Genomic DNA, 25,973 nt, shown 5'->3' on the forward strand with positions numbered 1-25,973 from the left:
ATGACCGCCCCTTCCATTGCGGAACTGCGCGAAACGATGTTTTCCGCGCTCCTTTCGGATTGTCTCGATCAAACCGGCTACCGACGGCAAGCACTGCCGTCGCGCATTCGGCCGCTGGACGAGGCGCAGATCATGGTCGGCCGCGCGCGTACGGCCGCCTATATGGAAGTCTATCATGTCGAGTCCGGCGTGAATCCTTATGATCTTGAGATCGAGCTGATCGATACGCTCAAGACGGATGAGATCCCCGTCTTCGCCTGCAGCAATCCGATGCGCGTTGCGCCCTGGGGCGAGTTGCTGTCCACGGCCTCGCAGGTGCGCGGAGCTGCGGGCGCGGTGATGGATGGGTGCGTGCGCGATATCAGGGCCATCCGCGCCATGGGCTTCCCCGTCTTCCATGGCGGGGTCGCGCCGCTCGACAGCAAGGGACGCGCGCGCGTCATGGCGATCGACGTGCCGATCGAATGCGCGGGCGTGGCCGTCGAAACTGGGGATCTCGTGTTCGGGGACGCGGACGGGCTGGTTGTGGTGCCGAAGGCGATCGAAGCTGAGGTGCTACGGCTCGCCGCCGAAAAGCTCCGCGGCGAGAACGATACGCTGGCCGCTCTGCGCCAAGGCACCTCCCTGCGCGAGGTCTTCGACCGGTACGGCATTTTGTGAGCGCCGGAGGCGGCCGCGCCCCGAGAAGTCTCTCGGCGCGTGCCGCCCCCCCCCCGTCTTCTCGAGAGGAAATCGGCCGGAAAGGGTAGAAGCGAGGCGGCGGAGCCCCCGCTCACCAGGACCGGGTCTAACCTCAGCCTGCAATCCCGGCCACGGCGAATGTCCAGACAAGAGGGACTTCCTCGCGCAACCAAGTGGCGAAAGACGCAGCGCACCCCCAGAGAGCAAAGCCGGTTCAGCCGCTACGGCACTGATCAACTGATCACACTGCCGTTACCTGCGGCACCTTCCAGATCCAATCCGTCGTGGGCGCCGTAAAGGCTCGCCACTCGGTAGAAGGAAGGAGCGCCTGGCGGTGCCGCTGCCCAGAACGTGCTGTCTGACGCCGGAAGAGCCAATGCGACCCCGCCTGGCCGACGCGCGGCATCCATCACAAAACTTCTGCCTCGTCCCGCCCCTCACTGGAACAGGCCGCCAACCTCTCCCTTAGGAGAAGGTTCGCAGCCTACTCGGCGGCACTCTGCAAACACCACGATTTTGAGGATATCCCTGATGATACGCTTCGCGTTTCCGCGAGCTCTCTTCACAACAATCGTTTCAGCTTCTTCAACCTTTGAAGGGACCAGGCTGTCGCGTGGTGCATGACACATCACGTTTGTGTGCACATGGAGGGATAAATGCTAACAGAGGGTGATGAACACTGCCATGTGGTATTAAGCCTTTAGGCGTATGTTTTTGTCCTATTTTTGCGATAGAAAACAAAAATTACGTCTTTTAGCCGAATTTTGGCCTTCAGCAGGGGTAAACTGCCCCTTTCACCCCAGCAGCATAAAAAAAACGATGTCATTCTTCTCTCACCGGTCTGCGAGACCGTTAGTACACGTTGGAGGTGCTCGCAGCCGGCCACCATTTCGCGCGGCGACAGGAACCCCGTTTGAGGCTTCTCTCACACACGCTGCCCGGACATGAACATCGCACGAGCGATACAGCATCAGGGCAGATTTTGCGATGCAACAAAACTGCCCATCGCGTGATTCGAGGAACAGACTCTTGACCAACGATGCCGACTCCTCCGCGGCTCTCGGGAGCAGAGCGGTGGGCCTTGATGCTAGCGATCCGGGCGTGATCACGGACGGCGCGCCTTCATCGATGGTTTGGCTCGACCCTGCTCGGCTCAGCCGCGAATGCCTCGTGGCCGCCGTGCTATCGGCCCAGCCCAGCCTCGCGATCCAAGCCTTTGAGTCTCTCGAGGCGTGCTTGGCGGCGGGCGAACAGTCGCCCGGCCTCGTGATCATTTACTCTCACGGGGAAACCACCGTCGACATCACTCATCTTGAGGCCGTACGCAGCGCCTATCCGGAAGCTAGGCTCGTCGTTCTGTCCGATGCCATCACGCTGCCGCCGACGCTGGTCCGGGACATTCTCTCGCTGGGGGTCTCGGGTTTCATCCTGACCCGGCGGACGGGCCTGCAGATGATGATCTCGGCGCTCAGCCTGGTGCATTCCGGCGGCACTTTCGTGCCGCGCGACTTCCTGTTCCTCGACAGCGCGCCGTCGCCCGCGGTTAGCAACCGGCGGGGCAGCGAAACGCGACTGACCCAGCGTGAGCAAGCCGTATTGGATCTCATCCGCTACGGACGACCGAACAAGCTGATCGCCGACGAACTCGGCATGAGCGCAAGTACCGTCAAAGTGCATGTCCGCAACATTATGCAAAAGATGGGCGTCGCCAACCGCACGCAAGTTGCCCTTAACGCTGAGCAGTTTCTTGGCACTCAACAATAGGATAACTTTTGAATTGAGTTTGCAACGGATTGTTAGTGCGTGTCATGGAACGGCATCGGGATCGCACTCCGAATACCTCCGGAGGTTTCATCGAAAGGCTTAGTCCAGGCAGCCAGGGAGTGGGGGAATCCTCCTCCTGTCGCCCGGACGGACGATGGATAAAATCGTACTAGGGAAATTGCCGTAGGTGCACATAAGTGTGGCCCCGACGAAATTTCTCAGAGGTGCCACAATGGATCAGTCGATCTCGCATGTTGAACGTTCCTGGCCCGTCTTCGGCGCGTCCGACATCAATTCGGCTCAGCCGGAGGGTGCAGGCGATTCATTTGCAGGGGTGAAGCTCGGAGCTGCAGATCTGCCTGCCGAGGAATGGTCGGACCAGTATGCCCGCATTGGGTGGATCGACAGCTTTGCGCTCACACGCGATTGCATCCTGAAGGTCCTCTCGGCAACTCAGCCCCGGCTGGTGATCCGGCCCTTCGCCTCGGCGGAGGAGCTTCTTGCTGTGGAGGTGAAGGAGTTTGACGTCGTGGTGCTCCACTCGCACGACTCCTATGAAGCGTGCCTTGAGGAGATCACGAAGTTGCGAGAGGCCGCTCCGCATCTTCCCGTCGTAATTCTGTCGGATCTTGAGGAGTCGGGTCAGATCAATACCGTCCGCGGCGCGCTGCGCGCCGGCGCGAGCGGGTTCATCTCGACCCGCAGCATGGGCCTTGGGATGACGCTGTCGGCCATCCGCTTCGTGCAGTCCGGGGGCACCTTTGCCCCTGTCGACCTTCTGCTCTCCGAGCCGGCGCCCGCCGCGCCGCCTCCGGAAGACAACGAGTTCCGCCTGACCAGCCGTCAGCGGGACGTCCTTGCACAGCTTCAACAGGGGAAGGCGAACAAGATCATCGCGCACGAACTCGGCATGAGTGAGAGCACCGCCAAGGTCCATATTCGCAACATCATGCGGAAGATGGGCGCTACCAACCGGACCCAGGCGGCGTTCAATGCTCTCAAGCTCTATCCCATGAATGAACACCGTTCGGGTGCCTGAGCGCGTCGCCGGTCGTCGCTAGGAGGGAGACGCCAACCGTCTCCCTCCGGCCAGGGTCGGCTCGATTAAGGCCGGCATACACGCCGCGTCCGGACCGTTTGCAGAGTTGTACTGCGCATGATTGTCTCCTCCTTAGGGATGAATAGGAGGTTAATTGCCTGCCTATGCGCACTCGATTACTTGGGGAGACGTCTCATGCAGCCGAGAGCGACGAACCGATCATGCCCAGATTTTTGCCTTGTTCTCCCAACGGACGCTTACGATCGGCCGACCGCCAGGATCGCGAGCTGACGCGTCACTCACTTCGGTTGGACGTTGCGTCGTGCTTTCTTGCGCTGAGCAGGTGATGGATCCCGTCATTCATATGGCTCTGATCGATCCTTATCAGCTTTCGCGAGAATGCATGACGGCTGCATTCTCGCAGGGCGGATCGCCTCTGAGCGTGACACCCTTCGATAGCGCCGAAAGGGCCATTGCGTCTTCAACACCGTCTGAATTTGATCTTCTTGTGATCAACGTTCATGGGCGCACCGCGCAACTCTCGTCGGACGTCGCCGCTTTGAGAAACGCCGCATTCGATCAGCCGATCGTCATGGTCAGCGCCAGCAGCGCACCGGCCGAGATGGCAGCTCTCGCGGATGCCCTTCGACAGGGCGCGAGCGGACACCTGCCCTTGCAGTCCACCACCGTCGACATGGCCATCTCGTCCTTCGTCTTCGCCCGGGAAGGCGGCACCTTCGCTCCGATGGCCTTGCTCCTGACGGAACCACCTCAACCACGCCCTTCTGCCCGTCGAGCGCGGCCCCGTCGCGCTGCGGCACGCCTTCCCCGAACCGTGACGGAAACCAGTCTCGATGACGAGCACGCTTAAGCGGTACTTGCGCGAAAGCTATCTGGCCGGCTGTTCTACTTGGGTGCGCCAGCGTTTGGGGAAGCACACGGGCCCGCGTAGCTTCGAGCGGGTTGCGATCGTCGCTGCTTTTGGCAAGAAGAATGGCATCACTCGTGGCGCGGAGCTGCAATGGCGTGCGCTCCGCGACTTCGGCGTTAGGGTTGATATGGTCGATGCGACGCCGGCCTTGCGCAATCCGTTCTATCGCGCGGCGCACCAGCCCGCCTCCGCCTACATCTTCCATTCAGGCGGCCCGCAGACCGCGAGTTTGGTTGGGGCAGTCTTGCCCCACGCGCGCAACGCTTGGCGCATCGGCTACTGGGCGTGGGAGTTGCCGGATCCGCCTCCCGACTGGATCGGGTGTGACGCCATCCTCGACGAGATCTGGGCGCCAAGTGACTTTGCCAAGGCGAGCCTTGGGAAAGCCATGCGGCGCCCCATAGCGGTCGTGCCCCATCGGCTACCGGCGACCGCCCGCCGAGAGGCAGAACAGAGGGGAGAGTTCACCGTCCTCGCGATGGCGGACAGCCGGTCGAGCTTCGCCCGAAAGAACCCTGAAGGAGCCGTTCGCGCCTTCCAGGCCGCGTTCGGACAAGACGCGAAAGCGCGCCTTCTGCTCAAGCTCTCAGCGAGCGACACCGATATGGAGACTCTGGACCAGCGCCTCGGAGGTGCCCTGTCTGCCCCTAATGTGCAGGTGATCCGCGAGTTTCTGAGCGAGGCGGCGCTCGATGCGCTCTACGCGCGCGCCGACGTTCTGCTCTCCCTCCATCGGGCGGAAGGATTTGGCCTGCCGATGTTAGAGGCGCTCTCGCGCGGCATCCCCGTGGTCGCGACGGGATGGTCCGGCAATATGGATTTCACCACGCCGGACAACAGCTTTCTCGTGCCTTACCGGTTGACACCGGTCGCGGATACCGACGCGGTTTATCACGGCAGTCAGTGGGCCGAGCCTGATCTCGCGGCAGCTGCTCAGGCGCTGCAGCGCTTGGCCGCAGACGCGGCGCTGCGCGCGCGACTGGGCGCGGCCGGGCATGACGCGGTATCGGCGCAGTCGTTCGTGCTTCCTGACCTTGCCGCGGCGGCCCGAGCCGCCGCCTGAGGCGCCTCAGAGGTCGAGGACGCGCTCCGGCATCATGCGCCGACGCAGCAGATCCTGCATGGCGAGCAGATTGCCGCGAAGCCGTCCGCGCCGGTCGACATAGGGCTCAGGGCGAGCCGCGCGGAGAAGGTTCATTGCGAGATTTCGTCCAATGTGCTCCAGCGCTCGGCCGAGTGGATAGCCTGCTTTCTTGCCAGCAAGATACAGTGGGTTCGCGACTTGCGAGTAGCCGAGACGCAAGCCCGAGTTTCGCCCGAGCTTGACGCCGAGATGCGCACCGACTGCCGCCTCCACTTTGACCACCCGGCCATAGCGACCCAGACGACGAGACAGGTCGACGTCTTCCTGCCAACCGTAGAGAGGCAGCCTCTCGTCGAAGAAAATCTCCTGCGCACGCATGGGTGCGAGACGAACAGCCATGTTGCAGCCATAGCCGGAAAAGGTCGCCGTCACTTGGCGCGCCCGACCGATTGCCCGACGCACGGCTTCCTCCGCCTCGGGGATGGAGAGCCCAGGCCCGCCGATGCCATCCGCCGCGACATGGCCGGTGGCGACGACGACGTCGGCCTCCGTCTGCATGACGCGCGTGATCTCGGCAACGTAATCTTCCGCCATGACGAAGTCGTCATCGAGGAAGAGCATGACGTCCGCATCCGTGGCCGCCTTGAGCAGCGCGTTGCGCTGGCGCGGCAGACCCGCCGGCGCAAGTAGCACCGTGACGTCGCGCAATGAGTCGAGGCCGGCCACGTCATCCGGCTTGCTGCCGCAGACAAAGATGCCGTCGGGCTGCCGGGTCTGCCGCGGCATCAGGCGAAGAATGTCCTGCAGAACGGCCGCTCGGCCAACGGTCGGAATACCTACCGCAATCTTGAGAGCCACGTTGCACTCCGCATCTCGTGAAGACCGCGATCTAGCCTCGTCGTTACTGCCTGATCGCTGGTCTGATCTGGCTAATCCGGTGGCTCCGCCAAGTCGATCTAACCGAAAGGGTTATCTTTCAGCCGGAAAACTGCCCACAGGAATGATCGAGCATTTACAGGACACGGTGCTACTTGTGCCGGCGGCGCGACACCGAACGCGCCCATGATGCATCAGGATGAGTGTCTTTCATGCAAGACGAAGAATTTCATCGCTCTCCGCTCGCGATGAGCGGACGTGAGTCGCTCGCGATGGCGGGACCGCAGCTCGATGCGAGCTTTGCGGCCGAACCGATCGCCGTTCCCTTCGGCCGGTTCTTTGCGATCTTGCGTCGGCGCCTCTGGCTCATCGTGCTCGCGCTCGTCCTTGGCATAGGCGCGGCTTTGGCCGCCGTCGAGCGGATGCCGAAGCTGTATACGGCCGAAGCCTCGCTCATCATCGAGCCGCAACGCACGCAGGTGAGCGATCTCCAGGCCATCTCGAACGATGCAGAGGACAGCGCGAGCCTCATGCGCACGCAGATCGATATCCTGAGCTCGCCCTCGCTTGCTTTGGGTGTAGTCAAGGCACTCGATCTGACCAAAGATCCCGAGTTCATGCCGAAGCCGGGCGGCCTCGGCGCCGAAGCCCAGGCCTTCCTGACGCGTCACCACCTGATGGCACCGCAGCCCAGCCAGCCTCTGACACAGAGCGATCGGGAGACCATCGCCTCTGCGATCCTCAGCAGCAAGATCAGCTTCTCCAACCAACCGCACTCCCGCCTGCTCGGCATTGCCGTCACAACCAAGAGCGCGGATCTCAGCGCGCGCATCGCCAATGAGTTCGCGAAGCAGTTTCTTGCCTTCAAGGTGCAGGAGAAATACGCGGCGATGCAGCGGGCCCATGACTGGCTGCAAGGCCAGGTGGCCTCCCTCGCCGACGAGGTGCGCCAGAAGGATGATGCGGTGGAGGCCTATCGTGTCGCGCATGGCCTGGCAGAAGCCTCTCCGTCGACGGACGACGGTTCTGCGAACCCGCAGGTGCAAACGGTGAACCGGCAGCAGCTCGATGCAACCAGCACGGAGCTGGTCCAGGTGTCACGCGATCTCACGGAGAAGGAAGGAGCTCTCGCCCAGGCACAGGCGGCGATCGCAGGTCACGTGTCACCGGCCGATCTACCGGCGGTCCTGTCCTCGCCGCTCATCGGCCAGCTCGTGCAGGAATCCGCCGCCGCCTCGGCGCGCGCTTCCGAGCTCAGCGCCTCGCTCGGCTCCGCCAACCCGGAGCTGCAGTCGGCCAAGGCCCGGGCCGATGCCTTGCAAGGCCGGCTGCGGTCGGAGATGACCGCGGTTGCCCGCAGTCTCGCCGTGCAGGTTCAGGCGGCGCGGGACCAGAAGGCCGCGCTCGAGCGGCAGCTCAACCAGCTGCGCGGCGCGGTGGGTGATGAAAACGCCGCACAGCTCGGCCTCAACACGCTCGAATCCCAGGCGCGCGCCACGAGGAGGATCTACGAGAGCTTCCTGACGCGCGCGGCGCAGCTCGCCAACGTCGCTGGCATTCAGGAACCGGATGCGTCACTCGTTTCCAGCGCCGAGGCACCGCTCGGGCCGTCTTCACCCAAGCGGATGCGGATCCTTGCCGTCGCCGCGATCTTGGCGCTCGCTGTCGGTGTCGGCCTCGCCGTTCTGCTCGAGCGGCTGCGCGGCGGCTTCAGCCGCCCGGAAGAGATCGAGGCGGTGCTCGGTCTGCCGCTCGTCGGCATGTTGCCGGCGGTAAACCGGCGTCGCCCCCTCCTACCCGGCCGGAACAAGCGCACAGAGTCAGCGATGATCGCGGCACTGGACCGCATTCGCGGCCAGATGCGCGTGTTGGGCGGCGAACGCCCGCGGACGCTGATGGTCACCTCCTCTCTCCCCAAGGAAGGAAAATCCATTCTCGCCGCGCGACTGGCGCAGAACATGGCGGCCGCGGGATGGCGGGTGCTGCTGCTCGAATGCGACTTCTGCCGCCCGTCTCTGGCCGGCCACTTCCGCCTGCCTCAGGGGCCTGGGCTGTGCGAGATTCTCTCGGGTGCCGCCATCGGCGACAGCGAGAAGCTGGTTCGTCACCCCGCCCCGCGGCTGGATCTGATCCTCGCCGGGCGGGCCCGTGCCGACAGCCAGGAGATGCTGGCCTCCAGCCGCATGGAAGCGCTGCTGACCGATGCCCGCGCCCGCTATGACCTGGTGATCATGGATACCCCGCCGGTCCTCGCCGTCTCGGATGCGCTCGTCCTCGGCCAGCGTGCCGATGCCGCCCTCGCAGTTGTGCAATGGGAAAAGACCCCGCGCGACGCCGTTTCGAACGCCGTACGCCTGCTGCGCCAAAGCCGCACGCCGATCCTCGGCATCGTCATGACGCAGGTGAACCAGAAGAAGGCGGCGCGCGCCGGCGGCCAGATCTCCTACGCCTTCCAGCAGTACGACGGCTACCACCCGACTCGGGCCTGAAGCTGCATGAGCGTCACCCTCCTTGGCATCGTGCTGCTGCCGCTCGGTCTTCTCTGGGCCACCAATCCGGTGCGGCTGCTGCAACTGGCCTTCGTTGCGGCCGTTTTCCAGGCCGGCGCCGCTTTCGTCTTCGGCAGCTTCGGCCTGCAGCCGGCCCTGGTGCCGGGCCTGATCTTCGTGACCTACGTCGTCATGCAATACGCCTTGGGCATGCGCTACCGGGGCGAGGCGCAGGTGCTGCGCACGCTTGCGCCGCTTTTTGCGCTGCTCGCCTATGCCATGCTGTCTATCGTCGTGCTGCCCGACGCCTTTCAGGGGCGGATCATGGTCTGGCCGCAGCGGCCGGATCTGCTTGATCCGGGCTACGTGCCGCTCGCCTTCACGTCCGGCAACGTCACGCAGACGCTGTATCTCGCGCTTTATTCCATCACGGCACTCTGCGCGGGCCTTCTGGTCACGCGCCGCGGCTTCCGGTTCGAGACGCTGCTGCGCGCCTATCTGCTCGGCGGGTATCTTGTCGTCGGCCTCACCTTTTGGGATTTCGCGTACCGGGTGGCCGGCGTCCCATTCCCGGCCGACGTCGTCTACTCCAATCCCGGCTGGGCCATCGTCAACCAGACGATCGGGCCGGTGCCGCGCATCCAGGCCACCTATTCGGAACCCGCGGCGCTCGCCTTCTACCTCTCCGGACTCTTTTTCTGCTGCCTCTGGCTCAATGCCCGCGGCCGGCGCATCATGCGCAGCGATATCCTGCTCGGCCTCGCGATCCTCGCGATGCTTTGCTCGACCTCGACAACCGGCATCCTCACCCTGGTCGCCGGCTTTCCGATCATGATGCTCTATGCCGGCGTCACCGGAAATGGCGCAGCGGTCGCGCGACTGACGAAGAAGGCCGCCCTCCTCACCATGGCGGGCCTCGTCGTGCTCGGGCCGCTGTTCGTGATGGTTCCATCCCTGCAGTCTTCGGTCAACGAGGTTGTTCAGGCAACATTATCGAAGGGCGACAGTGAATCCTATGAGGAGCGGAGTGGCCTGGATGCCGCCGCCCTCGGCACGCTCGCTCAAACCGGCGGTCTCGGCGTCGGTTGGGGCAGCTTCCGGGCGTCGAGCCTGATCGCAGGCCTCGCGGCGAATGGCGGCGCCTTCGGCCTCGCCATGGTGCTGCTGCTCGGCTGGCAGATCACGAGCCTGATGCGTCGCGCCGGACGGACCGATCCACGGCATCCGGGCCAAGTCGTCCTCGAAGGCTTCGGCGCCGCGATGGTGGGCCAGCTCACCGCCGCGCTCGTCTCTGCCCCCACCATCAGTGACATCGCCTTCTACCTCCAGCTGGGCTGTGCCACGGGCACCGCCGCCCGGATGCTGGCAGAAGCTCGGACGGCCCGTGCCATCCGGCCCGGGGCTCATTCAGCCCCTGTCGCACACGGCACCCCGGCCCTGGGCGAAGGCGCACGCAACCAAGGCAAATTCGCATGACCGTCGGCACCGTCTACGTCAATGGCCGCTACCTCGCTCAGCCGGTGACCGGCGTGCAGCGTTTCGCCGCAGAAATCGTTCGCGCCGTCGAAAGCTTGGTGGTGGCTGGGGAATGGCCCGAAACCGCGATCTTGACGCCGCCGCACCTCGTGGATGGCGCCGCAACCAGTGCCCGGCCTGGTCTACCCGCCCGCGCCGTCGGGCAGCGACAGGGCCATGCGTGGGAGCAGCTCGATCTGCCCAGGGCAGCGCGCGGGGGCACCCTCGTCAACCTTGGCAACACCGCCCCGCTGCTGGGGGGTGCTGGACAGGTCGTCGTCATTCACGATGCCGGCGTCTTCGACACACCGTACTCCTACTCCTGGAAATTCCGCCTGTGGTACAAGAGCCTGCAGCATGGGCTCGCCCGGCTTGGCGCCAAGATCGTGACGGTCTCGGAGTTTTCACGCGGCCGCATCGCGCAGTGCCTCGGCATCGATCCCGGCCGGATCTCGGTCATCTACGAGGGCGCGGATCACATTCTGCGCGTGTCGGCGGATGAGGCCGTGTTGACGCGACATGGTCTGGAGCGCGGCCGCTATGCGCTGGTGGTGGGTAGCCGCGCGGCGCACAAGAACCTGGCGGCGCTCGATCGCGTGGTGGAGGCGTTGGCCAGCCGCGGCATGGTCGTCGCCATGACGGGCGGTGCCAACCGCGCCGTCTTCCAAGAAACAAGCGGCGCACCCGCTGTCCGCAGCCTGGGCCGCGCCAGCGATGCCGAGTTGCGGGCGCTCTACGAGAATGCGGCGTGCCTCCTCTTTCCCTCGCGCTACGAAGGGTTTGGCCTGCCGCCCGTTGAAGCGATGATGTGCGGCTGCCCGGTGATCGCGTCGCCCGGGGGGGCCGTCGCTGAAATCTGCGGTGACGACGCGCTCTATGCCGCGTTGGACGAGCCCGCCGCCCTTCTTGCTGCCATCGAGCGGCTGCTGGACGAGCCAGGGCTGGCGCAGGATCTACGGAAGCGGGGGCTGCGGCGCGCGTCTGCCCTCAGTTGGACGGCCTCGGCGCGCCTCCTCGGCGACGTGGTGCGGCAGGCTGCCTGATGGCCCGGCGCGCTCTCCTCTCCACCGTCCTGGTGGCGGTGGCGCTTGCATGCCGCGCGCCTTTGGCGCAAGCGGGTTCGCTCGACGCGGCGGCCGACTCCTCGGCACTGTGCGGTGCGGCGGTGCAAGCGGCGTCCGACCAGTACAGCCTGCCCTCCGGCCTGCTGCACGCCATCAGCCTCGTTGAATCGGGCCGTCCGAGCTCGATCGGTGGGCGGCGTGCCTGGCCATGGACGGTCCAAGCAGAAGGCGAAAGCCACTATTTCCCGACCAAGACGGCAGCCGTGCAGTGGGTGGCGCAGGCGCAAAATCGCGGCGTCTCGTCGATCGACGTCGGCTGCATGCAGATCAACCTGATGTATCATCCAAATGCCTTCCGCAGCCTGGAAGACGCCTTCGACCCCGCGCAGAACGCGCTCTACGCGGCTCGCTTTCTGACGGTGCTGCATGGTCAAACCGGAGATTGGCGAGAAGCCGCCGGCCGCTATCATTCCGAGACGCTGGCGCTCGCACTGCCCTATCGCCGGCAGGTGGAAGCAATCCTTGTTGCTGGCGGCGGCTCCGGCCTATCGCCTGCCGCACTCCGTCTCGCCGCACTGCAGAGCGCCTGGGACGCAACTTTGAGCCAGAGTGCGGCGCCTACAGATCAAAACGCGGACGGCGCCACTCTGAGCGGTGACTGGACCAGCCTTCGGCCTGTCCCGAAGGCACGGAAGCCGCACCGGCTTCATGCCTCTCAGCCCATTCTCCTGAGTGACGCACGTTGACAGTGCGAGACTTCACCACAGATTTCCCTTCCAATCCCCTGGCACAAAGCAATAGAGGGCCGTGATGAACCTTCCCTTTTCCCTCTCCTCCGTTTCACGCGGCCGCGCTCCCCGTTTCGCAGGGGCGGCGCTCGCCGCCTGTCTGGCGCTCTCGGCCTGCGCGCCCGGCTCGGACCTGCCGCCACTTGCCGCCACGACGCCTGCCGCCTACACGCTCGGCACTGGCGAAGAGGTGCGCGTCGTGATCTTCGGCCAGACCCAGCTCACCGGCCTTTTCACCGTCAACGACCGCGGCAACATCTCGGTGCCGCTCCTAGGGGATGTCCCGGCTCGCGGCAAGACCACGGACCAATTGGCGCAGACGATCGCTGCGGAGTTGCAGCAGCGTAAGATGCTGAACAATCCGAGCGTCTCCGTCGAGATCGCGAAATATCGACCGGTGTTCATTCTCGGTGAGGTGAAGAAGCCGGGTCAATATCCCTACGAACCGGGCATGACTGCCTTGACGCTGGCTGCGATCGCCGGCGGCTTCACCTATCGCGCACAGACCAATTACGTCTCCGTTCTGCGCAAGGAAGACGGGCAGGTGGTCGAAGGCAAGGCGCCGCGCGGAGAAGAACTGCAGCCGGGCGACGTCGTCACGGTCTTCGAGCGCTATTTCTGATCCAGCTTCGGCGGCAACAAAAAAGCCCTCGCTCGCGCGAGGGCTTTTTTGTTCGTGGCCGATGCGTCAGAGCGCGAGGTGCAGCGTCAGCATCACGATGTTCTGGGTATAGGCACCGCTGAGCGTATCGGGCCCAGCAGCCGTCAACAGCGTGCTGCCGGGAGAGTTCTGGTTCGTGTAGTCATCGTCGAGCGACAGACGGACATGCTGATTGAGTAGCCATGTCACGCCGCCACCGACCGATTCGTTCGTCTGGCTGCTGCTACCCTGGAAATAGGAGACGTGCTGGATCGTGGTTCGCCCCTGCAAAAGGACGTTGTTCTTCAACTCGTAGTCGAGGACGAGACGGCCTTGATTGAGCACGTAGCCATCGTTGCCCGTGGTATCGGCGTCTTCGATGCTGCGCGTGAGATCGCCGGTGATCGTAAGCTTGGCATCGGGCGTCCAGACCACCTGCGCCGACAGGACCGGAACGGTCCGCGTGCCGTATTGGGAGGCAGAGAAGGATCGGGTCTCGAAGCCAACGAGGAAGGAGTAGCGCCAAACGTTTTCGGGCTGATAGTCGAGCCCTGCCAGCATCATGCCGCTGACCGAGTCGTTGCTGATCTCGCCGGGCGCCTGGTTAATGAAGTTGGAACTCGAGCCACGGGTGACGAGGAGAAGTCCCGTTCCTCCGGTGAGTTCGTAGCGCGTCACAATCCCCGCCGCGACGACGTTCCGATCGAGGCTGGTCTGACTGGTGCGCACCCCGTTGGTGGTGATGTCGCCGAAGCGATAGGCGCTGAAATCGATCGACGGCGTGATGGTGACGCGACCGAGATTGAAGTCGTAAGACAAGGTCCCGGTATCGGTGGTATCGGTTGCCGGCTCCTGAGACTGGGCCATGCCGATCTCGGTGCCGAGCTGATTGTAGGTGGAGTGGGAATAGGCCGCCTTCAGTTCACCGCCGGCGATGGTGTAGCCGCCGCCCAGTCCCACGTTCCAGTCCGTGTGATTGTCGATTGGAAGATCGAAGTAGCTGTAATGGTCGAAACCTGCGCTTGCCTGCAGGCTGTTGCGTGACCAATCCGACTGCGCCGTTACCTGCCCGGTCGTTCTCTCGCCCCAGCTTCCGGCGTTGTTGCCAGCACTGCCGTTGACGTTGGTGTTGTCGAAGATCGACTGGTCCAGCGTCGGGCGAATGGTGAAGCTTCCCAGTTGGACACCGTTGTCTTCATAGCCCGGGCGCGCCCGGCTCAACACCGTCACGCCAAGGTCCTGGTCGTAGCCATAGGTTCCCGTCGGAAAGTACAAGTCCGCGCTGGTCTGCGCCCGCGCAGGAACGGCACAGAGTGCCAGACCCGCGGTGCCCAGAAGAGACAGGGCCCATGTCTGGGCCCCCGGAGACGGACGGCACCATGGCTTGCGCAAGGAAAATGCTGTCAAGGAAGAACCCGTCGATAGGCGGTGTTGCGAGACGGCCTGTACGTCCCGCGGATCGGAACGACCAAGCGGGTCCAAGCATAATAGGGGCCGCTGACAAATCCAGCTTTGACTAGGCGAAGAACACGGTTTTGTGAGCATCTTTCGTTTTATGCTGCACTGCACGGCAAGGTGAAGCCGCCTACGCTCTGGCTGCCCGCGGTCCTTCCTTACCTCCTTGCTCGCACTCCCTTCTGCAAAAGGATGAGGCCACGCAGGCTGCTCGACGGTGCACTGCGCCAAGGGGAGGATGCCGCTTTGCGGCCACCATCCGTCATACCCCCGCGATCCTCCTCCCCTTGGTCGATGGCGCTTCGCCTCCGCCGCCCCCAGAAGGAAGGGCATCATCCCTCCGACAATTTGCCATCATCCAGGCCGACACTGCATTCCGTCGAAGTGCGATCATCCCAGAAAGAGCGCGGTTTTCTAGATCTGCAGCCGATCGAAAACCGCACCTTCGGAGGATAGTCTTGTCCAGCTTGAAAGGTCATCCAGCGTCCTCGGCGCTCGTCGGGCCGGACAGGGCGTTCCCCGCGCGCACCCCGTCCAAGCTTCTCCCGCTCACCTGCGCGATCGCGCTGCTGACGGCCGACCTCATCGCCGCGCTGCTCGCAGAGGCTGTCGTCCTGGGTGGCGAGTCTCTGTTCAGCCGCCATCTGGAGCGGTTCCTCGCCGTCTCCGGCCAGAACCTCTTCGAGGTGACCGTCATCTTGTCGGTCACCATCGCCTATCTTGGACTGCGAGGGCGCTACACCATGCGCACGCCGTTCTGGAGTGAAGCAAGCCGACTCCTAGCGGCCTCCGTCTGGGCCATGGGTGTCGCCTTCCTTGCCGGTTTCTTCGCGCATGACGTCGTGGCGCATCTGCCCGGGCTCGTCATGCTGGCGCTGTTCCCGATTCTCGCGATCCTCACGAATACCATGACGAAGAGCGCACTCAGCCAGATCGGCGCCTGGCATCTGCCCGTCGTCCTGGTGGGAGACGGCGAAGCGGCGGTCGCGGCAGAAGCCGCCCTCGCCTCGGATCCCTCGCTCGGCTACGTGGTGACCGGCCGGCTCGACTCTCAGATGCTGGTGCGGGGTGCGACGGGCGCGCATCTCCATGCCATCCTGCGTCGCCATCAAGCCGCACAGATCGTCTTCGCGCTCGACGGCGATGCCACCCTTCAGCGTCAGCTCATCGACACTGCTTTGCGCGACAAGGTTCCGTTTGCGATCGCGCCGAGCCCGCAGACGATCCCGGCCCTCGCATGGGAGGCGACTCGCTTCTTCAGCCATGACGTCGTCATGCTGAATTTCCAGCATCGGACATCGCGCACTGCGGCGCAGGTGATCAAGTCCGTGATCGACGTCAGCGCGGCCCTCGTGCTGCTGGTTCTCTCCAGCCCGATCTTCCTGCTCGCCTTTCTGTTCAATCTCGCTTCCGACGGACCGCTCTTCTTTGCGCATCAGCGCCTGGGCATCGGCGGCCGCATGTTCCCCTGCCTCAAGTTCCGCACCATGGTGGTCGACGGAGATAGGGTGCTGCAGGAAGCGCTTGCGCGCGATCCGGCCTTGAAGGCGGAATGGGATGCGACGCAGAAACTGCGGCACGATCCGCGCGTCACCCCGTTCGGGCGCTTCCTGCGCAAGACGAGTCTCGACGAACTGCCGCAGCTCATCAACGTCATCCGTCGCGAGATGAGCCTGGTTGGGCCGCGTCCCATCGTGCAGAGCGAAGTACGCTTCTATGGCGAGGACATTGCCCACTACTACAACACACGGCCGGGGGTGACGGGGCTGTGGCAGGTGAGCGGCCGCAGCAACACGACGTACGCCCGCCGCGTGCAGCTTGACGTTTGGTACGTCAATAACTGGAGCGTTTGGCTGGACGTCGCGGTCCTCTTGAAGACGCTGCCGGCCGTTCTCTCGCGCACGGGTGCCCATTGACGCGCACCACCCCGGCGCTGCCACGCCTCTCCCTCGTCTGCCTCCTCGCCCTGCCCCTACAGGCGAGGGCAGACGGGACGGTGGCAGAGCGCGGGCTCGACACAGGACCGATCAGGCCTGTCGCGGCCGAAAGCGCCGATCGCTTCCTCTCGTCCCTCGGCGTCAACACGCATATCGACCAAGGCTATGATGCCCGGTCCTACATCGAGCCGTTGCGCTATCTCGGCGTGCGCGCGGTGCGGGACGGCACCCGCCACATCGATTCCGCTGTCATGGTGGCGCGGGCGACAGGCGTTCGCTTCGTCATCCAGGGCGGAGGCGACCTCATGGGAGAGCTTGCCTCAGCACGCCGCCTCGCCGAGAGCCAGGCACTTCTGGCCGTTGAAGGTCCGAACGAGCCCAATAACTTTCCGATCACCTTCAACGGCCAGAGTGGCGGGCGGGATCACAGCTGGGCACCGATCGCAGCCTTTCAGGCGGCGCTCTACAAAGCCGTGAAATCTGACCCTGCCCTCAACGGCTATCCGGTCTTCGGTCCCTCCGAAACAGGCGCCGAAACCACCGACCTCGGCTTGCAGTTCCGCACGATACCCTCAGGGTTCCACGGCGCCATGCCGCCTGGAACGCAGTTTTCCGACTTCCTCAACGTGCACAACTACGTCAGCGGTGTGCATGGCGGTTATGGCGACAATCAAGCCTGGCAGGCGGCCGATCCGACCTTGGACGGCCGCTGGGATGGACTTTGGGGCAATAGCGGTCTCACCTGGCGACGCCATTTTCGCGGCTATGACGCAGAGACCCTGGCGCGGCAGCCGCGGGTGACGACAGAGACCGGGTGGGACAGCGTCTCCGATCCAGGCGGCGAGGCCGCCCAGGCTGCCGTCCTTAGCAATACCTATCTCGCCCAGTTCAAGCGCGGCTGGCGCTACACCTTCATCTACGAGTTGCGCGACGGCGAGGGAGGCGACGGGCATCAGGGCCTGTTCGACGGAGATCACCCGAAGCCGGCGGCAACCTATATCCACAACCTCACGACGATCTTGGCCGATCGCCACCCTCTACCCCATCCGGGCAAGCTCAGCTTCAGCATCGAAACCGCCTCCACGACGGTCCATGATCTGTTGCTGCAGAAGAGCGACGGAAGCTTCGATCTCGTCGTCTGGGACGAGCGGAAGAATGGGACGGATTCCGTGATCGTCCGTTTTGGAACGGAGCAAAGTCACGTCGCGGTGTTCGATATCGCGCGCGGCGCCGCGCCTCTGCAGCATCTTCAGAACGTGCAGAGCGTCCCGCTCGATCTCAGCAACCACGCCATGATCCTGCAACTGCCGGGCCACGCCTCCTGACGGCTGAAGGGCTGAGACGCGCTGATCGAAAGGCCTATATCCGCGCAGCCGAAATCCACACTAACTGTCTTCCGCTGCGCGCACCGCTGCACGTCTTCGGCGGTCTTGCGATAGCAAATCTGGTTCCTTCAACCCATTGGGATGTCATGCTTCTCGCTTTGTCCCACTCCCGACCTTTGCTCCCGATGGAGAGCGCAGATGGCTGAATCTGGAACGCTCAAACGTCTTGCGCGCAATCTCGTCTCTACCACCGTCTTTCAGGCGAGTGGATACATCCTCGCGCTGATCAACGTCCCCTATCTCACCCGCACCCTGGGGGTGGCGGATTACGGCATTCTTGCCTTCGTCATCAGCATCAATGCCTATCTCTATCTGATCGTCGATTGGGGTTTCTCCCTCGGTGCGACGCGCGAAGTCGCGCAAGCACGAGACAACCCGGCGCAGCTGCGCGAGATTTTCTGGAAGACGATGACGGCCAAGGCGGTGCTCTCGCTCCTCGCCACCGCCATCCTCTTTGGCGTCCTAGCCCTGCACCAGGTGCCTTCTCCGCTCTACCTTCTGCTGCCCGGCCTTCTGAACGTGATCGGCGCCGTCTTCACCGTCGACTGGTTCATGCAGGGGCTGGAGCGCATGGGCGTCTTCACGCTCTATTCCATCGCGGGGCGCAGCCTCGTCGTCCTCCTTACCTTCCTTCTCGTCCACAGCCCCGCCGATACCTGGATCGCATGCGCCCTGCAGGGCGGTGGGGGCCTCTTCTCCGGCCTCGCCGGCTTCATCATCGCGCGGCGCACGCTCGATCTCGGACGATGGCACGTGCCGATGCGGGCGGCCTGCCGTCAGATCGTCGAGCATCGTCACTACTTCCTGACGCAGAGCAGCTGGATCGCCTACTCGGCCGCCGCGCCGCTGGTTCTCGCGCTCGTCGCCGGGTCGAGCGCGGTGGGCCTCTTCGCCGCGGCCGACCGCATCACCCGCGTTGCCCTGATGATCGCGCTGCCCGTAAGCATGGTCATGTATCCTCGGGTGAATGCCCTGATGGCGCAGTCACGGGAGTCTGCCGCGCGTCTCGCCGGTCACTTCCTCTGCTTCCAGGTTCTGCTGGGCGTGACCATCGGCGCCATCTTTTATCTTGGTGCGGATCTGATCGCCGCCATCCTGTTCGGCCCCGGGTTCCACGGTTCCGCCGCAGTTCTGCGGTGGCTCGCCGCTCTGCCGCTTCTCACCGGCCTCGGCGGCGCCTTGTCCCGCCAGTTCCTGATCCCGCTTGGCTGGAGCCGCACGGTGTCGCGCATCTCCATGAGCTACACCGTGGTTTATCTTTTTCTCCTGACGGGCGCCTGCTACCGCTTCGGGGCGGTCGGCGCGGCCATGGCACTGGTGGTGACGGAGACGATGCTGTCTGGGACCTTCGCCCTCTGTCTTCTGCAGCGGGAGCGCAGCTTCACCTTGGCGGCCATCGCCGCCGTGGCAGACACCCCGCATACGGTTGCAGCCCTCTGCGCCATGGGGCGCAGAAGGCTGCGGTCCAGCTGAGGGTTTCCTGAGGGATTTGTGAGGTGTCGGTGGAGGCTTATGCCTCCACCACCGCCGCTTCGACGAAAGCGCGCATCCGGGCGCGGAAATGCTCTTCGGAGAACCGCAGCGCGTTGGTGCGGCAGGCGTCCGGCGTCATATCGTCCGCCAGACGATCGAACGCCGCCAGGGCCTCCGTGATCGCCGGCACGGACTGTTCAGCGAAGAGAACGCCGGTCGGCGTGCCTTCTTCCGCCACGATGTCCAGCGCGCCGCCACGCCCGAAGGCAATCACCGGCGTGCCGCAAGCCTGCGCCTCCACCATCGCGATCCCGAAATCCTCCTCAGCGGCAAAGAGGGCGGCACGCGCTCGCTGCATGAGATCGACCAAGTCCGCCTTCGGCACGGCGCCGCGAAATTCGATGTTGGGGGCGCTCTGCGCCGCGGCCCGCACGCGCGCCCCTTCCGGCCCCTCGCCCACGACGACCAAGCGGCGGTGCGGCTGCGCGCGGAAGGCTTCCACCACCAGATCGGCGCGCTTGTAGGGCACGAAGCGCCCAGCCAGGAGATAGAAATCCTCCTTCGCCGCACCCCGGGTGAAGCCATTGACGTCCACAGGCGGATGAATGACGGAGGCCGACCGGCCATAGGCCTTCTTCAGCCGCCGTGCGATGTAGCGGGAATTCGCGATGAAATGATCGACATGCTGGGCGCTCGCATGGTCCCACACGCGCAGGCGGTTGAACAGCCAGCGGATGTAGAGCGCCTTGGGCCCCCAGCCCAAGCCAGCCTGTTTCAGATACTGATGCTGCAGATCCCAGATGTAGCGCATCGGGGAATGGACGTAGCTGATGTGGATCTGGTCGGGGCCGGTCAACACGCCTTTGGCGACCGCGTGATTGCTGGAGATGACGATGTCGTACCCGCTCAAATCCAGCTGTTCCACGGCCATGGGCATCAAGCCAAGATAGTGACGGAACAGCCGTCGCGCGCCCGGCAGCCTCTGCACGAAGGTGGTGGTGACGGGCCGCCCGCCTAAGAAAGCGCGATCCTTCTCCGGCATGAAATCCACGACGGCGAAGAGATCGGCGTCCGGGAAGCACTGGATGAGCTGTTCCAACACACGTTCGGAGCCTGCGTAGACTTGCAGCCATTCATGGACGATGGCGATCCGCGGCGGCCAGCCTGAGATCAGGCTGCCTGCCCCGTCGCTCCGGGACGCAGGACGCGGGCGATCGACGATCGCGTGATCGGGCATCGGCAACTCCTCAAGACGCTATGAGCCTCGTCAATGTCGCATCTGCACGAGACCCCTCAAGTGAGGAAAACCGCCGAACGCGCTCGCCTGAACCGCCAATGGGGTTCAGCCTTTTGGCTAGGCCACCCGATCGACGGGTGCGAGCGCCACCGCCTGCCGCAGCGCCTCGACCATGGACCGTTCGTCCGCGACACCCTTCCCCGCGATGTCGAAGGCGGTGCCATGATCGACGGAGGTGCGGACAACAGGCAGACCGATCGTGACGTTCACGCCGGATTCCAGGCCGAGCACCTTGATCGGCCCATGCCCCTGGTCGTGATACATGGCAACCACAAGATCATAATCGCCCCGCGCCGCCAGAAAGAACAAGGTATCTGCCGGGTGCGGGCCGCTTACCTGCCAGCCACGCGCCTGGCAGGCGCGCACTGCGGGGATGATCTTCTCCTCCTCCTCGCCGTAGCCGAAGAGGCCATTTTCACCCGCATGCGGATTGATGCCGCAAACCCCGATGCGGGGAGAGGCGATACCGGCCGCGACCAGCGTCTCATATCCGCGCGCGATCGTGCGCTCGACAAGGCCAGGTTCGATGCGGCGGATCGCGTCGATCAAGCCGATATGCGTCGTCACATGGACGACCCGCAGCTTCGGCGAGACGAGCAGCATGGAGACCTCCGGCGTGTGCGTCAGATCGGCGATCAGTTCGGTATGGCCGGGATAGATGTGTCCCGCCTTGTGCAGCGCTTCCTTGCTGAGCGGCGCGGTGCAGATCGCATGTGCCTCGCGCGCACCCACAAGCTCCGTCGCGCGTGCGACGTAGCGGTAGGCGGCCTCACCCGAAAGGGCCGACAGCGTCCCGAAAGGATGACCCGGCGGAATGAGGCCGAGATCGATGCAATCGACCGTGCCGGTTTCATAGGCGCCATCGCTAGGGCGGCTCACCGTCCGCAAGGACAGATCGAGCCCGCAAAGCACCGCCGCCTCCCGTAGGCGCACCACGTCGCCCACCACCAGCGGCCGGCACAGCGCATACACCTCCTCCCGCGCCAACGCCTTCATGATGACCTCAGGCCCGACGCCGGAGGCATCCCCCATGGTGATCGCGACGATCGGGCGGGTCTCAGCGGCTGACATCATCGTTTTCCTCCTGCCGTCGTAGATCGCGTAAATGGTCGAGGCAGCGCCGCAGGGTTTCCGCCGTGCCGAAGCCACCAGCCTTGGTAATGACCGGCCGGCGCAAAGCACCTTCCGTCTCGCCCCAGGGGACGCCCGGTTCGATTTCGCCAACGAGCCGGATCCCACCAACTCCCAGCACCGTCAGCACGGCGCGCGCGGTCTCGCCACCCGTCAGGAACAGCGCGCCGATCCCAGCGGCGGCTGGTGCAAGGCAAGCGGCCAGCGCCTGGGCTAGGGTGGCACCTTCGCCAAGGTCAGGCGACGCTTCTTCACCGATCGTCACCAACACGTCCCGCCCCTGCCTCAGAATCTCTGCCACCTGGTCTCCGGCCGGTGCCGCGCCGCCGCTACGCAAGGCCGCAGGCGTCAGGGTGACGGTTTCGACAGTAGGATCGGCCGCCAGCACGGCCGCCGCGCTGCGAGAGGCCCCGGCGATACTGCCGACGACGAAAAGAAAGCCACCTGCCCCAGGGCGCGGCTGGCGTGGAGGCGCCGCATCGGAGGCTCCCAGCTGCGCCAGCGCATGGGCGAGGCCGGCGGAGCCGACCCAGAGGATGCGCCGGTCGCGTGTCAGTGCCGCGGCTGCGATGCCATCCAGATCCTCCTGCGTTTCGGCATCACACAGCAGAACCTCAACGCCCGACCGCATGGTGTGCCGGAGCGCCGCCGTATCCGCCTGCCGCGGCAAGAGGGCCACGCCCAAGCCCTCCGCTCGCAGGATGCGGCCCAGGTCGGCATCCGGAGAGGCGTGGTCCGCCTGCCACAGCGCGCTCTCTTCCAAGGGCCGACCATGCAGCCACAGCCGCCCCGCGCGCTGCGTGCGGCCTGCTGCGGGAAAGGCTGGCGCCACGATCGCCAAAGCCTCCTCACCGCCGTCGCGCAACTGGCCAAGGATCGCTGCGATCTCCGCCGCCGGCTGTCCCCGCCAGGTGGAATCGACCTTCTTGTAGAGGTTGCGGTCCCCAGGCGGGCGCCGTTCCAGCTGCGCCCGCATGCGCGTGCGGGCCGAGGCGGCGGACAGGCGCCGGCTATCCATGTCCACCGCCATCACCGGGGCTGCGGTCTCGCCGCCCCAGGTGACGGAGGCCCTGCGTCCTCGTGTCGCGAAGGCGACGGCGCAATCGCAGGCGCCCGTCAGGTCATCCGCCAGGATGAGCCAGCGCCCGCCCGCATCCATCACTCCGCCGTCCATCCGCCATCCAGCATGACAGCAGAGCCGGTCATCAGGCTCGAGGCGTCGGAGGCGAGAAACACCACCGCGCCCATGATCTCCTCGATCTGCCCCAGCCGGCCGAGCTTGATACGGCTGAGAACGTCGCGTGCGAAGGTCTCGTTTTCAAAAAACGGCCTGGTCAGCGGCGTTTCGATGAAGGTCGGGCACAGCGTGTTGACGCGAATGCCCAAAGGCCCGAGTTCGATCGCCATGGCCTTGGTCAGGCCTTCCATCGCATGCTTGCTCGCGCAATAGACCGTGCGGTTGCGCCCGCCGACATGGCCCATCTGACTGGAGACATGGATGATGGAGCCGGGCTTGCCGGCATCGCGCAGGCGCCGCGCCACGACCTGCGCCACTAAGAAGGCGGCCCGCAGGTTCAGCGCCATGATGGCGTCGAAATCCTCCATCGTCACATCGAGGAAGGGAGCGGGCCGATTGGTGCCGGCATTGTTGACCAGGATATCGAAAGGTTCGCGCTCAGCCATCGCCTGTTGCACCGCTGCCGCATCCAGAACGTCCAGCACCAGGGCTTCGGCCTGCCCACCCTCGGCCCGAATGCTGTCTGCCACGGCCGCAATCTCGCCCTCGCTCCGGGCGGCGAGGGTGACGGCCGCCCCCGCTTGCGCAAGCGCCGCCGCGCAGGCGACGCCGAGCCCACGCCCGGCGCCGGTGATGAGGGCGCGGCGACCGTCCAGCCGCATGGATGGAAGTCGTGGCAGTTGCATGCTCTCTCCTCAGTGCACCTTGCTCGTCTCGCCGTCGGCAAGCGCGATCTCGATCACCGTCAAGCCATTCTCGCTGACCCGCGAAGGAAAGGCCTTCGGCAGATCGGCTTCGTGGATGGGGATGACGCGATGGGTATCGCCGCCCACTTCCTGCACCATCTGGTCGGTCGCGAACATCAAATTGGTCTGGCTGCCCATGCCGAGCCCGACCGGCAAATATTGCGGATCGGCCTCGTCCCGCCCACGCAGGTTCTCGAAGGAATAGACGAGATCGCCCGCCAGGATCCAACGGTCTTCCGTGCCGGCAGCGGCCGAATTGCGCACGGTGACATACATCGAGCCCCAGGTGTGCGTATCGAAAGCCGCGCGCAGATCGATACCCGGCAGAACCTCCTCGCGGTCGCCATCAATGGCGACCAAGCGGCCCTGGCGCGCCAGATCCACCACACGCAGCACGTCGCCCGGATCGGTCGCGACCATCAGCCAGCGGAACTTGCGGTCCAGGGCCATGGCCCAGACCCATTTCGAAAGCTCCCGTTCCTGAATGTAGAAAGTCGCATTGGGGAAATGGTCGGTGCCGCCCATGTGATCAAAATGGCCATGCGTGATGAAGACATGCGTCACCTCCTCCGGCGCCACGCCACATTCGGCCAGAACGGTGCGCGGATCATGCCAGTGCTCCACCTTGAAAGCATCGGCCATCTCCTTGCCGTAGTCCTTGTTGTTGTAGCCGACGTCGACCATGGCGGTGATCCCCTCGCCCTTGATCAGCACGTAGCAATAGGGAAGCTTGCGATAGCCTTGATTATGGGCACCATAGACGATGCCGCTGATATGATAGTTCTTCACATAGGAGTATTCGAGAACCCAAATAGAATAATTGGCCATCTTCTTCCCTCGTTTCTTATTGTGTTTGGTGTGTTCTTTGGCTGTGGGCGGCACAGCAGGCTTGGCGCAGATCGACCACGGCAAAGCCCGGCAGAGCATTCGTCGCCCAGTGCAATTCCTGATTGGCGGCACGCAGCGCTGCAGTCAGCCGATCGAGCAGGGCATCGTCCCGCCGGTGCAACCTCTGCTCCGCCAGGTCCACCGCGCGCGCTACGGCCACAGCCGCGCGCCTCAGGTGGTGGTGGTGATGGGCGGCCGAAGGCGGTGGCCGCAAAATCGCCATCGCCGCCGCCAAGGCCTCGCGCCCTTCCGCGATTAGGGCAAACATCGGATGCCCCTGGGCGCTGCGCGCGCCCGTCGCCGCAAGGATGAGGAGGCCTGAGAGTTGGGCACTGACACGGCCGATCCGGTCGAAAACCGGCCTTGCCTGCTCGATGTAGAAGAGCGTTCGTTCATCCAACCCCTCCGGCAGCGCCGCCGGCTCGACGTCTGGCTCCACCGCGACGCAGAAACCCGGCCGCGGCAGATGGCTGCCATCTTCGACACGCCTCATGCGGGTCCTCCCGTCGAACGGCGACAGATCAAGGGGCCGACAAACAGTTCGTGCGCGGCAGCGTTCCCTTCCCCCCGCATATCGGCGCCGAGGCGCGCGACGGTTGCCTCGATCATCGCCTGGATCGGCTGGCGCACGGTCGTCAGCCCATAAGACGGCCAGGCGGCCATTGCGATGTCATCGAAGCCGACGACAGCGACGTCCTCCGGAATGCGGAGGGACAACGCCTGACGCAAGGCGTCCATGCCACCGAGAGCGGTGATGTCATTTGCGTAGAAGATCGCGTCCGGCTGCGCGTCGGCCAAGTCCAAGGTCGCGCGGTAGCCTTCCTCATAACCGTAATCGCGCCCCCCGGCCCGGGCATGCAGCGGGCAGCCCAGCTCCCGCAGCCGTTCCACGAAGCCTTCCTCACGCTCGGCATTAGTGGAGGTGTCAGCACGGCCCGCGACATAGGCGATGCGCCGCCGGCCCAGACCCACTAGATGATCCGCCACCGCCCGTCCGCCGGCCAGGTTGTCGCAGGAAACGGTCGTCACGTCGGCACCAGGAATGGTGCGGTTGAAGAGGATGGCCGGCCGTCCCGTCGCCGTCCAATCCCGCGCCATGGCCGAGGAGATGGTAGCCGAGGCGATGATCACCGCATCCACCTGATACTGCAGCAGCAGCGGCAGCTGACTGTCCACATCCTCGCCCGGCGGCGCATGGAAGAGCAGCGTCTGTAAGCCCACTTCCTGCAGCGCACGGGTCAGTTGCTCAAGCAATTCGGGGTAGAAGGGATTGGTCATGCTGGCCATGACGATGCCCACGATGTTGCTGCGGCGGGTGGATAGGCTGCGGGCGATGACATTCGGCTGATAGCCGAGTGCCAAAGCCGCCTCCATCACCTTCTCCCGCATCGCCGGGGCGATGCTCGCATTCGGGCTGAACGCGCGGGAGATCATCGATTGCGACACGCCGAGATGACGGGCGAGTTCTCGTGCCGTCACCGGCTGCTGCCGCCCGCGGCGGGGAAGCTCCAGATCCTTCTGCGAACGCTCGTCCATCGCTCCCCACAACCTCG

The 25,973-nt window shown here is 64.6% G+C and carries 22 protein-coding genes; 13 read left to right on the forward strand and 9 right to left on the reverse strand.

Annotated features, from left to right (window positions below; genetic code table 11):
- From ACYQ6W_RS09010 to ACYQ6W_RS09030, 5 genes are all read left to right on the forward strand, one after another.
- Positions 1-660 (forward strand): RraA family protein, encoded by a 660-nt coding sequence (locus ACYQ6W_RS09010; protein WP_459674857.1) that lies wholly within the window; start codon positions 1-3, stop codon positions 658-660.
- 1,050 nt (positions 661-1,710) lie between these two features.
- Positions 1,711-2,445: a response regulator transcription factor gene (locus ACYQ6W_RS09015; protein WP_459674858.1), complete on the forward strand. Its 735-nt coding sequence runs from the start codon at positions 1,711-1,713 to the stop codon at positions 2,443-2,445.
- A gap of 232 nt (positions 2,446-2,677) precedes the next feature.
- A complete protein-coding gene (locus tag ACYQ6W_RS09020; protein ID WP_459674859.1) occupies positions 2,678-3,484 on the forward strand; it encodes a LuxR C-terminal-related transcriptional regulator in 807 nt (268 codons plus the stop codon).
- 346 nt (positions 3,485-3,830) lie between these two features.
- Entirely contained in the window at positions 3,831-4,355 is a 525-nt protein-coding gene (locus ACYQ6W_RS09025; RefSeq protein ID WP_459674861.1) for a response regulator, read from the forward strand.
- Positions 4,339-5,478 carry a glycosyltransferase gene (locus tag ACYQ6W_RS09030; protein WP_459674862.1) on the forward strand — a complete coding sequence of 380 codons (1,140 nt, stop codon included), beginning with the start codon at positions 4,339-4,341 and terminating at the stop codon, positions 5,476-5,478. Before ACYQ6W_RS09025 ends, ACYQ6W_RS09030 begins: the two co-directional genes overlap by 17 nt.
- Positions 5,479-5,484: 6 nt before the next feature.
- On the opposite strand, the gene ACYQ6W_RS09035 is transcribed toward ACYQ6W_RS09030, so the two are convergent.
- Complete coding sequence (locus tag ACYQ6W_RS09035) at positions 5,485-6,357, reverse strand: glycosyltransferase family 2 protein (RefSeq protein WP_459674863.1); 873 nt, start codon at positions 6,355-6,357, stop codon at positions 5,485-5,487.
- A gap of 230 nt (positions 6,358-6,587) precedes the next feature.
- Between ACYQ6W_RS09035 and ACYQ6W_RS09040 the strand changes: the two genes are divergently transcribed.
- The 5 genes from ACYQ6W_RS09040 (at position 6,588) to ACYQ6W_RS09060 (ending at position 12,853) form a co-directional block, all read left to right on the forward strand.
- On the forward strand, positions 6,588-8,864 hold the full coding sequence (locus ACYQ6W_RS09040) for a GumC family protein (protein WP_459674864.1): 2,277 nt from the start codon (positions 6,588-6,590) through the stop codon (positions 8,862-8,864).
- Positions 8,865-8,870: 6 nt separating this feature from the next.
- Positions 8,871-10,340 (forward strand): hypothetical protein, encoded by a 1,470-nt coding sequence (locus ACYQ6W_RS09045; protein WP_459674865.1) that lies wholly within the window; start codon positions 8,871-8,873, stop codon positions 10,338-10,340.
- A complete protein-coding gene (locus ACYQ6W_RS09050; RefSeq protein WP_459674866.1) occupies positions 10,337-11,422 on the forward strand; it encodes a glycosyltransferase family 4 protein in 1,086 nt (361 codons plus the stop codon). Before ACYQ6W_RS09045 ends, ACYQ6W_RS09050 begins: the two co-directional genes overlap by 4 nt.
- Positions 11,422-12,189 carry a transglycosylase SLT domain-containing protein gene (locus tag ACYQ6W_RS09055; RefSeq protein WP_459674867.1) on the forward strand — a complete coding sequence of 256 codons (768 nt, stop codon included), beginning with the start codon at positions 11,422-11,424 and terminating at the stop codon, positions 12,187-12,189. Before ACYQ6W_RS09050 ends, ACYQ6W_RS09055 begins: the two co-directional genes overlap by 1 nt.
- A 64-nt stretch (positions 12,190-12,253) precedes the next feature.
- A complete protein-coding gene (locus ACYQ6W_RS09060) occupies positions 12,254-12,853 on the forward strand; it encodes a polysaccharide biosynthesis/export family protein (protein ID WP_459674868.1) in 600 nt (199 codons plus the stop codon).
- Between the two features lie 66 nt (positions 12,854-12,919).
- On the opposite strand, the gene ACYQ6W_RS09065 is transcribed toward ACYQ6W_RS09060, so the two are convergent.
- Entirely contained in the window at positions 12,920-14,101 is a 1,182-nt protein-coding gene (locus ACYQ6W_RS09065; protein WP_459674870.1) for an outer membrane beta-barrel protein, read from the reverse strand.
- Positions 14,102-14,784: 683 nt separating this feature from the next.
- Here ACYQ6W_RS09065 and ACYQ6W_RS09070 point away from each other — a divergent pair.
- The 3 genes from ACYQ6W_RS09070 to ACYQ6W_RS09080 all read left to right on the forward strand — a co-directional run bounded on the left by ACYQ6W_RS09070 (position 14,785) and on the right by ACYQ6W_RS09080 (position 19,121).
- Positions 14,785-16,242: an exopolysaccharide biosynthesis polyprenyl glycosylphosphotransferase gene (locus tag ACYQ6W_RS09070; protein WP_459674871.1), complete on the forward strand. Its 1,458-nt coding sequence runs from the start codon at positions 14,785-14,787 to the stop codon at positions 16,240-16,242.
- Complete coding sequence (locus tag ACYQ6W_RS09075; protein WP_459674872.1) at positions 16,239-17,588, forward strand: hypothetical protein; 1,350 nt, start codon at positions 16,239-16,241, stop codon at positions 17,586-17,588. The genes ACYQ6W_RS09070 and ACYQ6W_RS09075 overlap by 4 nt, the downstream gene beginning before the upstream one ends.
- 198 nt (positions 17,589-17,786) lie before the next feature.
- Complete coding sequence (locus tag ACYQ6W_RS09080) at positions 17,787-19,121, forward strand: flippase (protein WP_459674873.1); 1,335 nt, start codon at positions 17,787-17,789, stop codon at positions 19,119-19,121.
- A gap of 37 nt (positions 19,122-19,158) precedes the next feature.
- Here the strand turns inward: ACYQ6W_RS09080 and ACYQ6W_RS09085 are convergent, their stop codons facing one another.
- The 7 genes from ACYQ6W_RS09085 to ACYQ6W_RS09115 all read right to left on the reverse strand — a co-directional run bounded on the left by ACYQ6W_RS09085 (position 19,159) and on the right by ACYQ6W_RS09115 (position 25,956).
- A complete protein-coding gene (locus tag ACYQ6W_RS09085) occupies positions 19,159-20,358 on the reverse strand; it encodes a glycosyltransferase (RefSeq protein ID WP_459674875.1) in 1,200 nt (399 codons plus the stop codon).
- Between the two features lie 117 nt (positions 20,359-20,475).
- A complete protein-coding gene (gene pdxA / locus ACYQ6W_RS09090) occupies positions 20,476-21,492 on the reverse strand; it encodes a 4-hydroxythreonine-4-phosphate dehydrogenase PdxA (protein WP_459674876.1) in 1,017 nt (338 codons plus the stop codon).
- Complete coding sequence (locus tag ACYQ6W_RS09095; protein WP_459674878.1) at positions 21,476-22,723, reverse strand: four-carbon acid sugar kinase family protein; 1,248 nt, start codon at positions 22,721-22,723, stop codon at positions 21,476-21,478. The genes pdxA and ACYQ6W_RS09095 overlap by 17 nt, the downstream gene beginning before the upstream one ends.
- On the reverse strand, positions 22,708-23,472 hold the full coding sequence (locus tag ACYQ6W_RS09100; protein ID WP_459674879.1) for an SDR family NAD(P)-dependent oxidoreductase: 765 nt from the start codon (positions 23,470-23,472) through the stop codon (positions 22,708-22,710). The genes ACYQ6W_RS09095 and ACYQ6W_RS09100 overlap by 16 nt, the downstream gene beginning before the upstream one ends.
- A 9-nt stretch (positions 23,473-23,481) precedes the next feature.
- Positions 23,482-24,360: an N-acyl homoserine lactonase family protein gene (locus tag ACYQ6W_RS09105; protein WP_459674880.1), complete on the reverse strand. Its 879-nt coding sequence runs from the start codon at positions 24,358-24,360 to the stop codon at positions 23,482-23,484.
- 16 nt (positions 24,361-24,376) lie between these two features.
- Positions 24,377-24,913: a hypothetical protein gene (locus tag ACYQ6W_RS09110; RefSeq protein ID WP_459674881.1), complete on the reverse strand. Its 537-nt coding sequence runs from the start codon at positions 24,911-24,913 to the stop codon at positions 24,377-24,379.
- Entirely contained in the window at positions 24,910-25,956 is a 1,047-nt protein-coding gene (locus ACYQ6W_RS09115) for a LacI family DNA-binding transcriptional regulator (RefSeq protein WP_459674882.1), read from the reverse strand. The genes ACYQ6W_RS09110 and ACYQ6W_RS09115 overlap by 4 nt, the downstream gene beginning before the upstream one ends.
- Between the last annotated feature and the right edge of the window lie 17 nt (positions 25,957-25,973).

This window comes from Acidisoma sp. 7E03 (genome assembly GCF_054665075.1).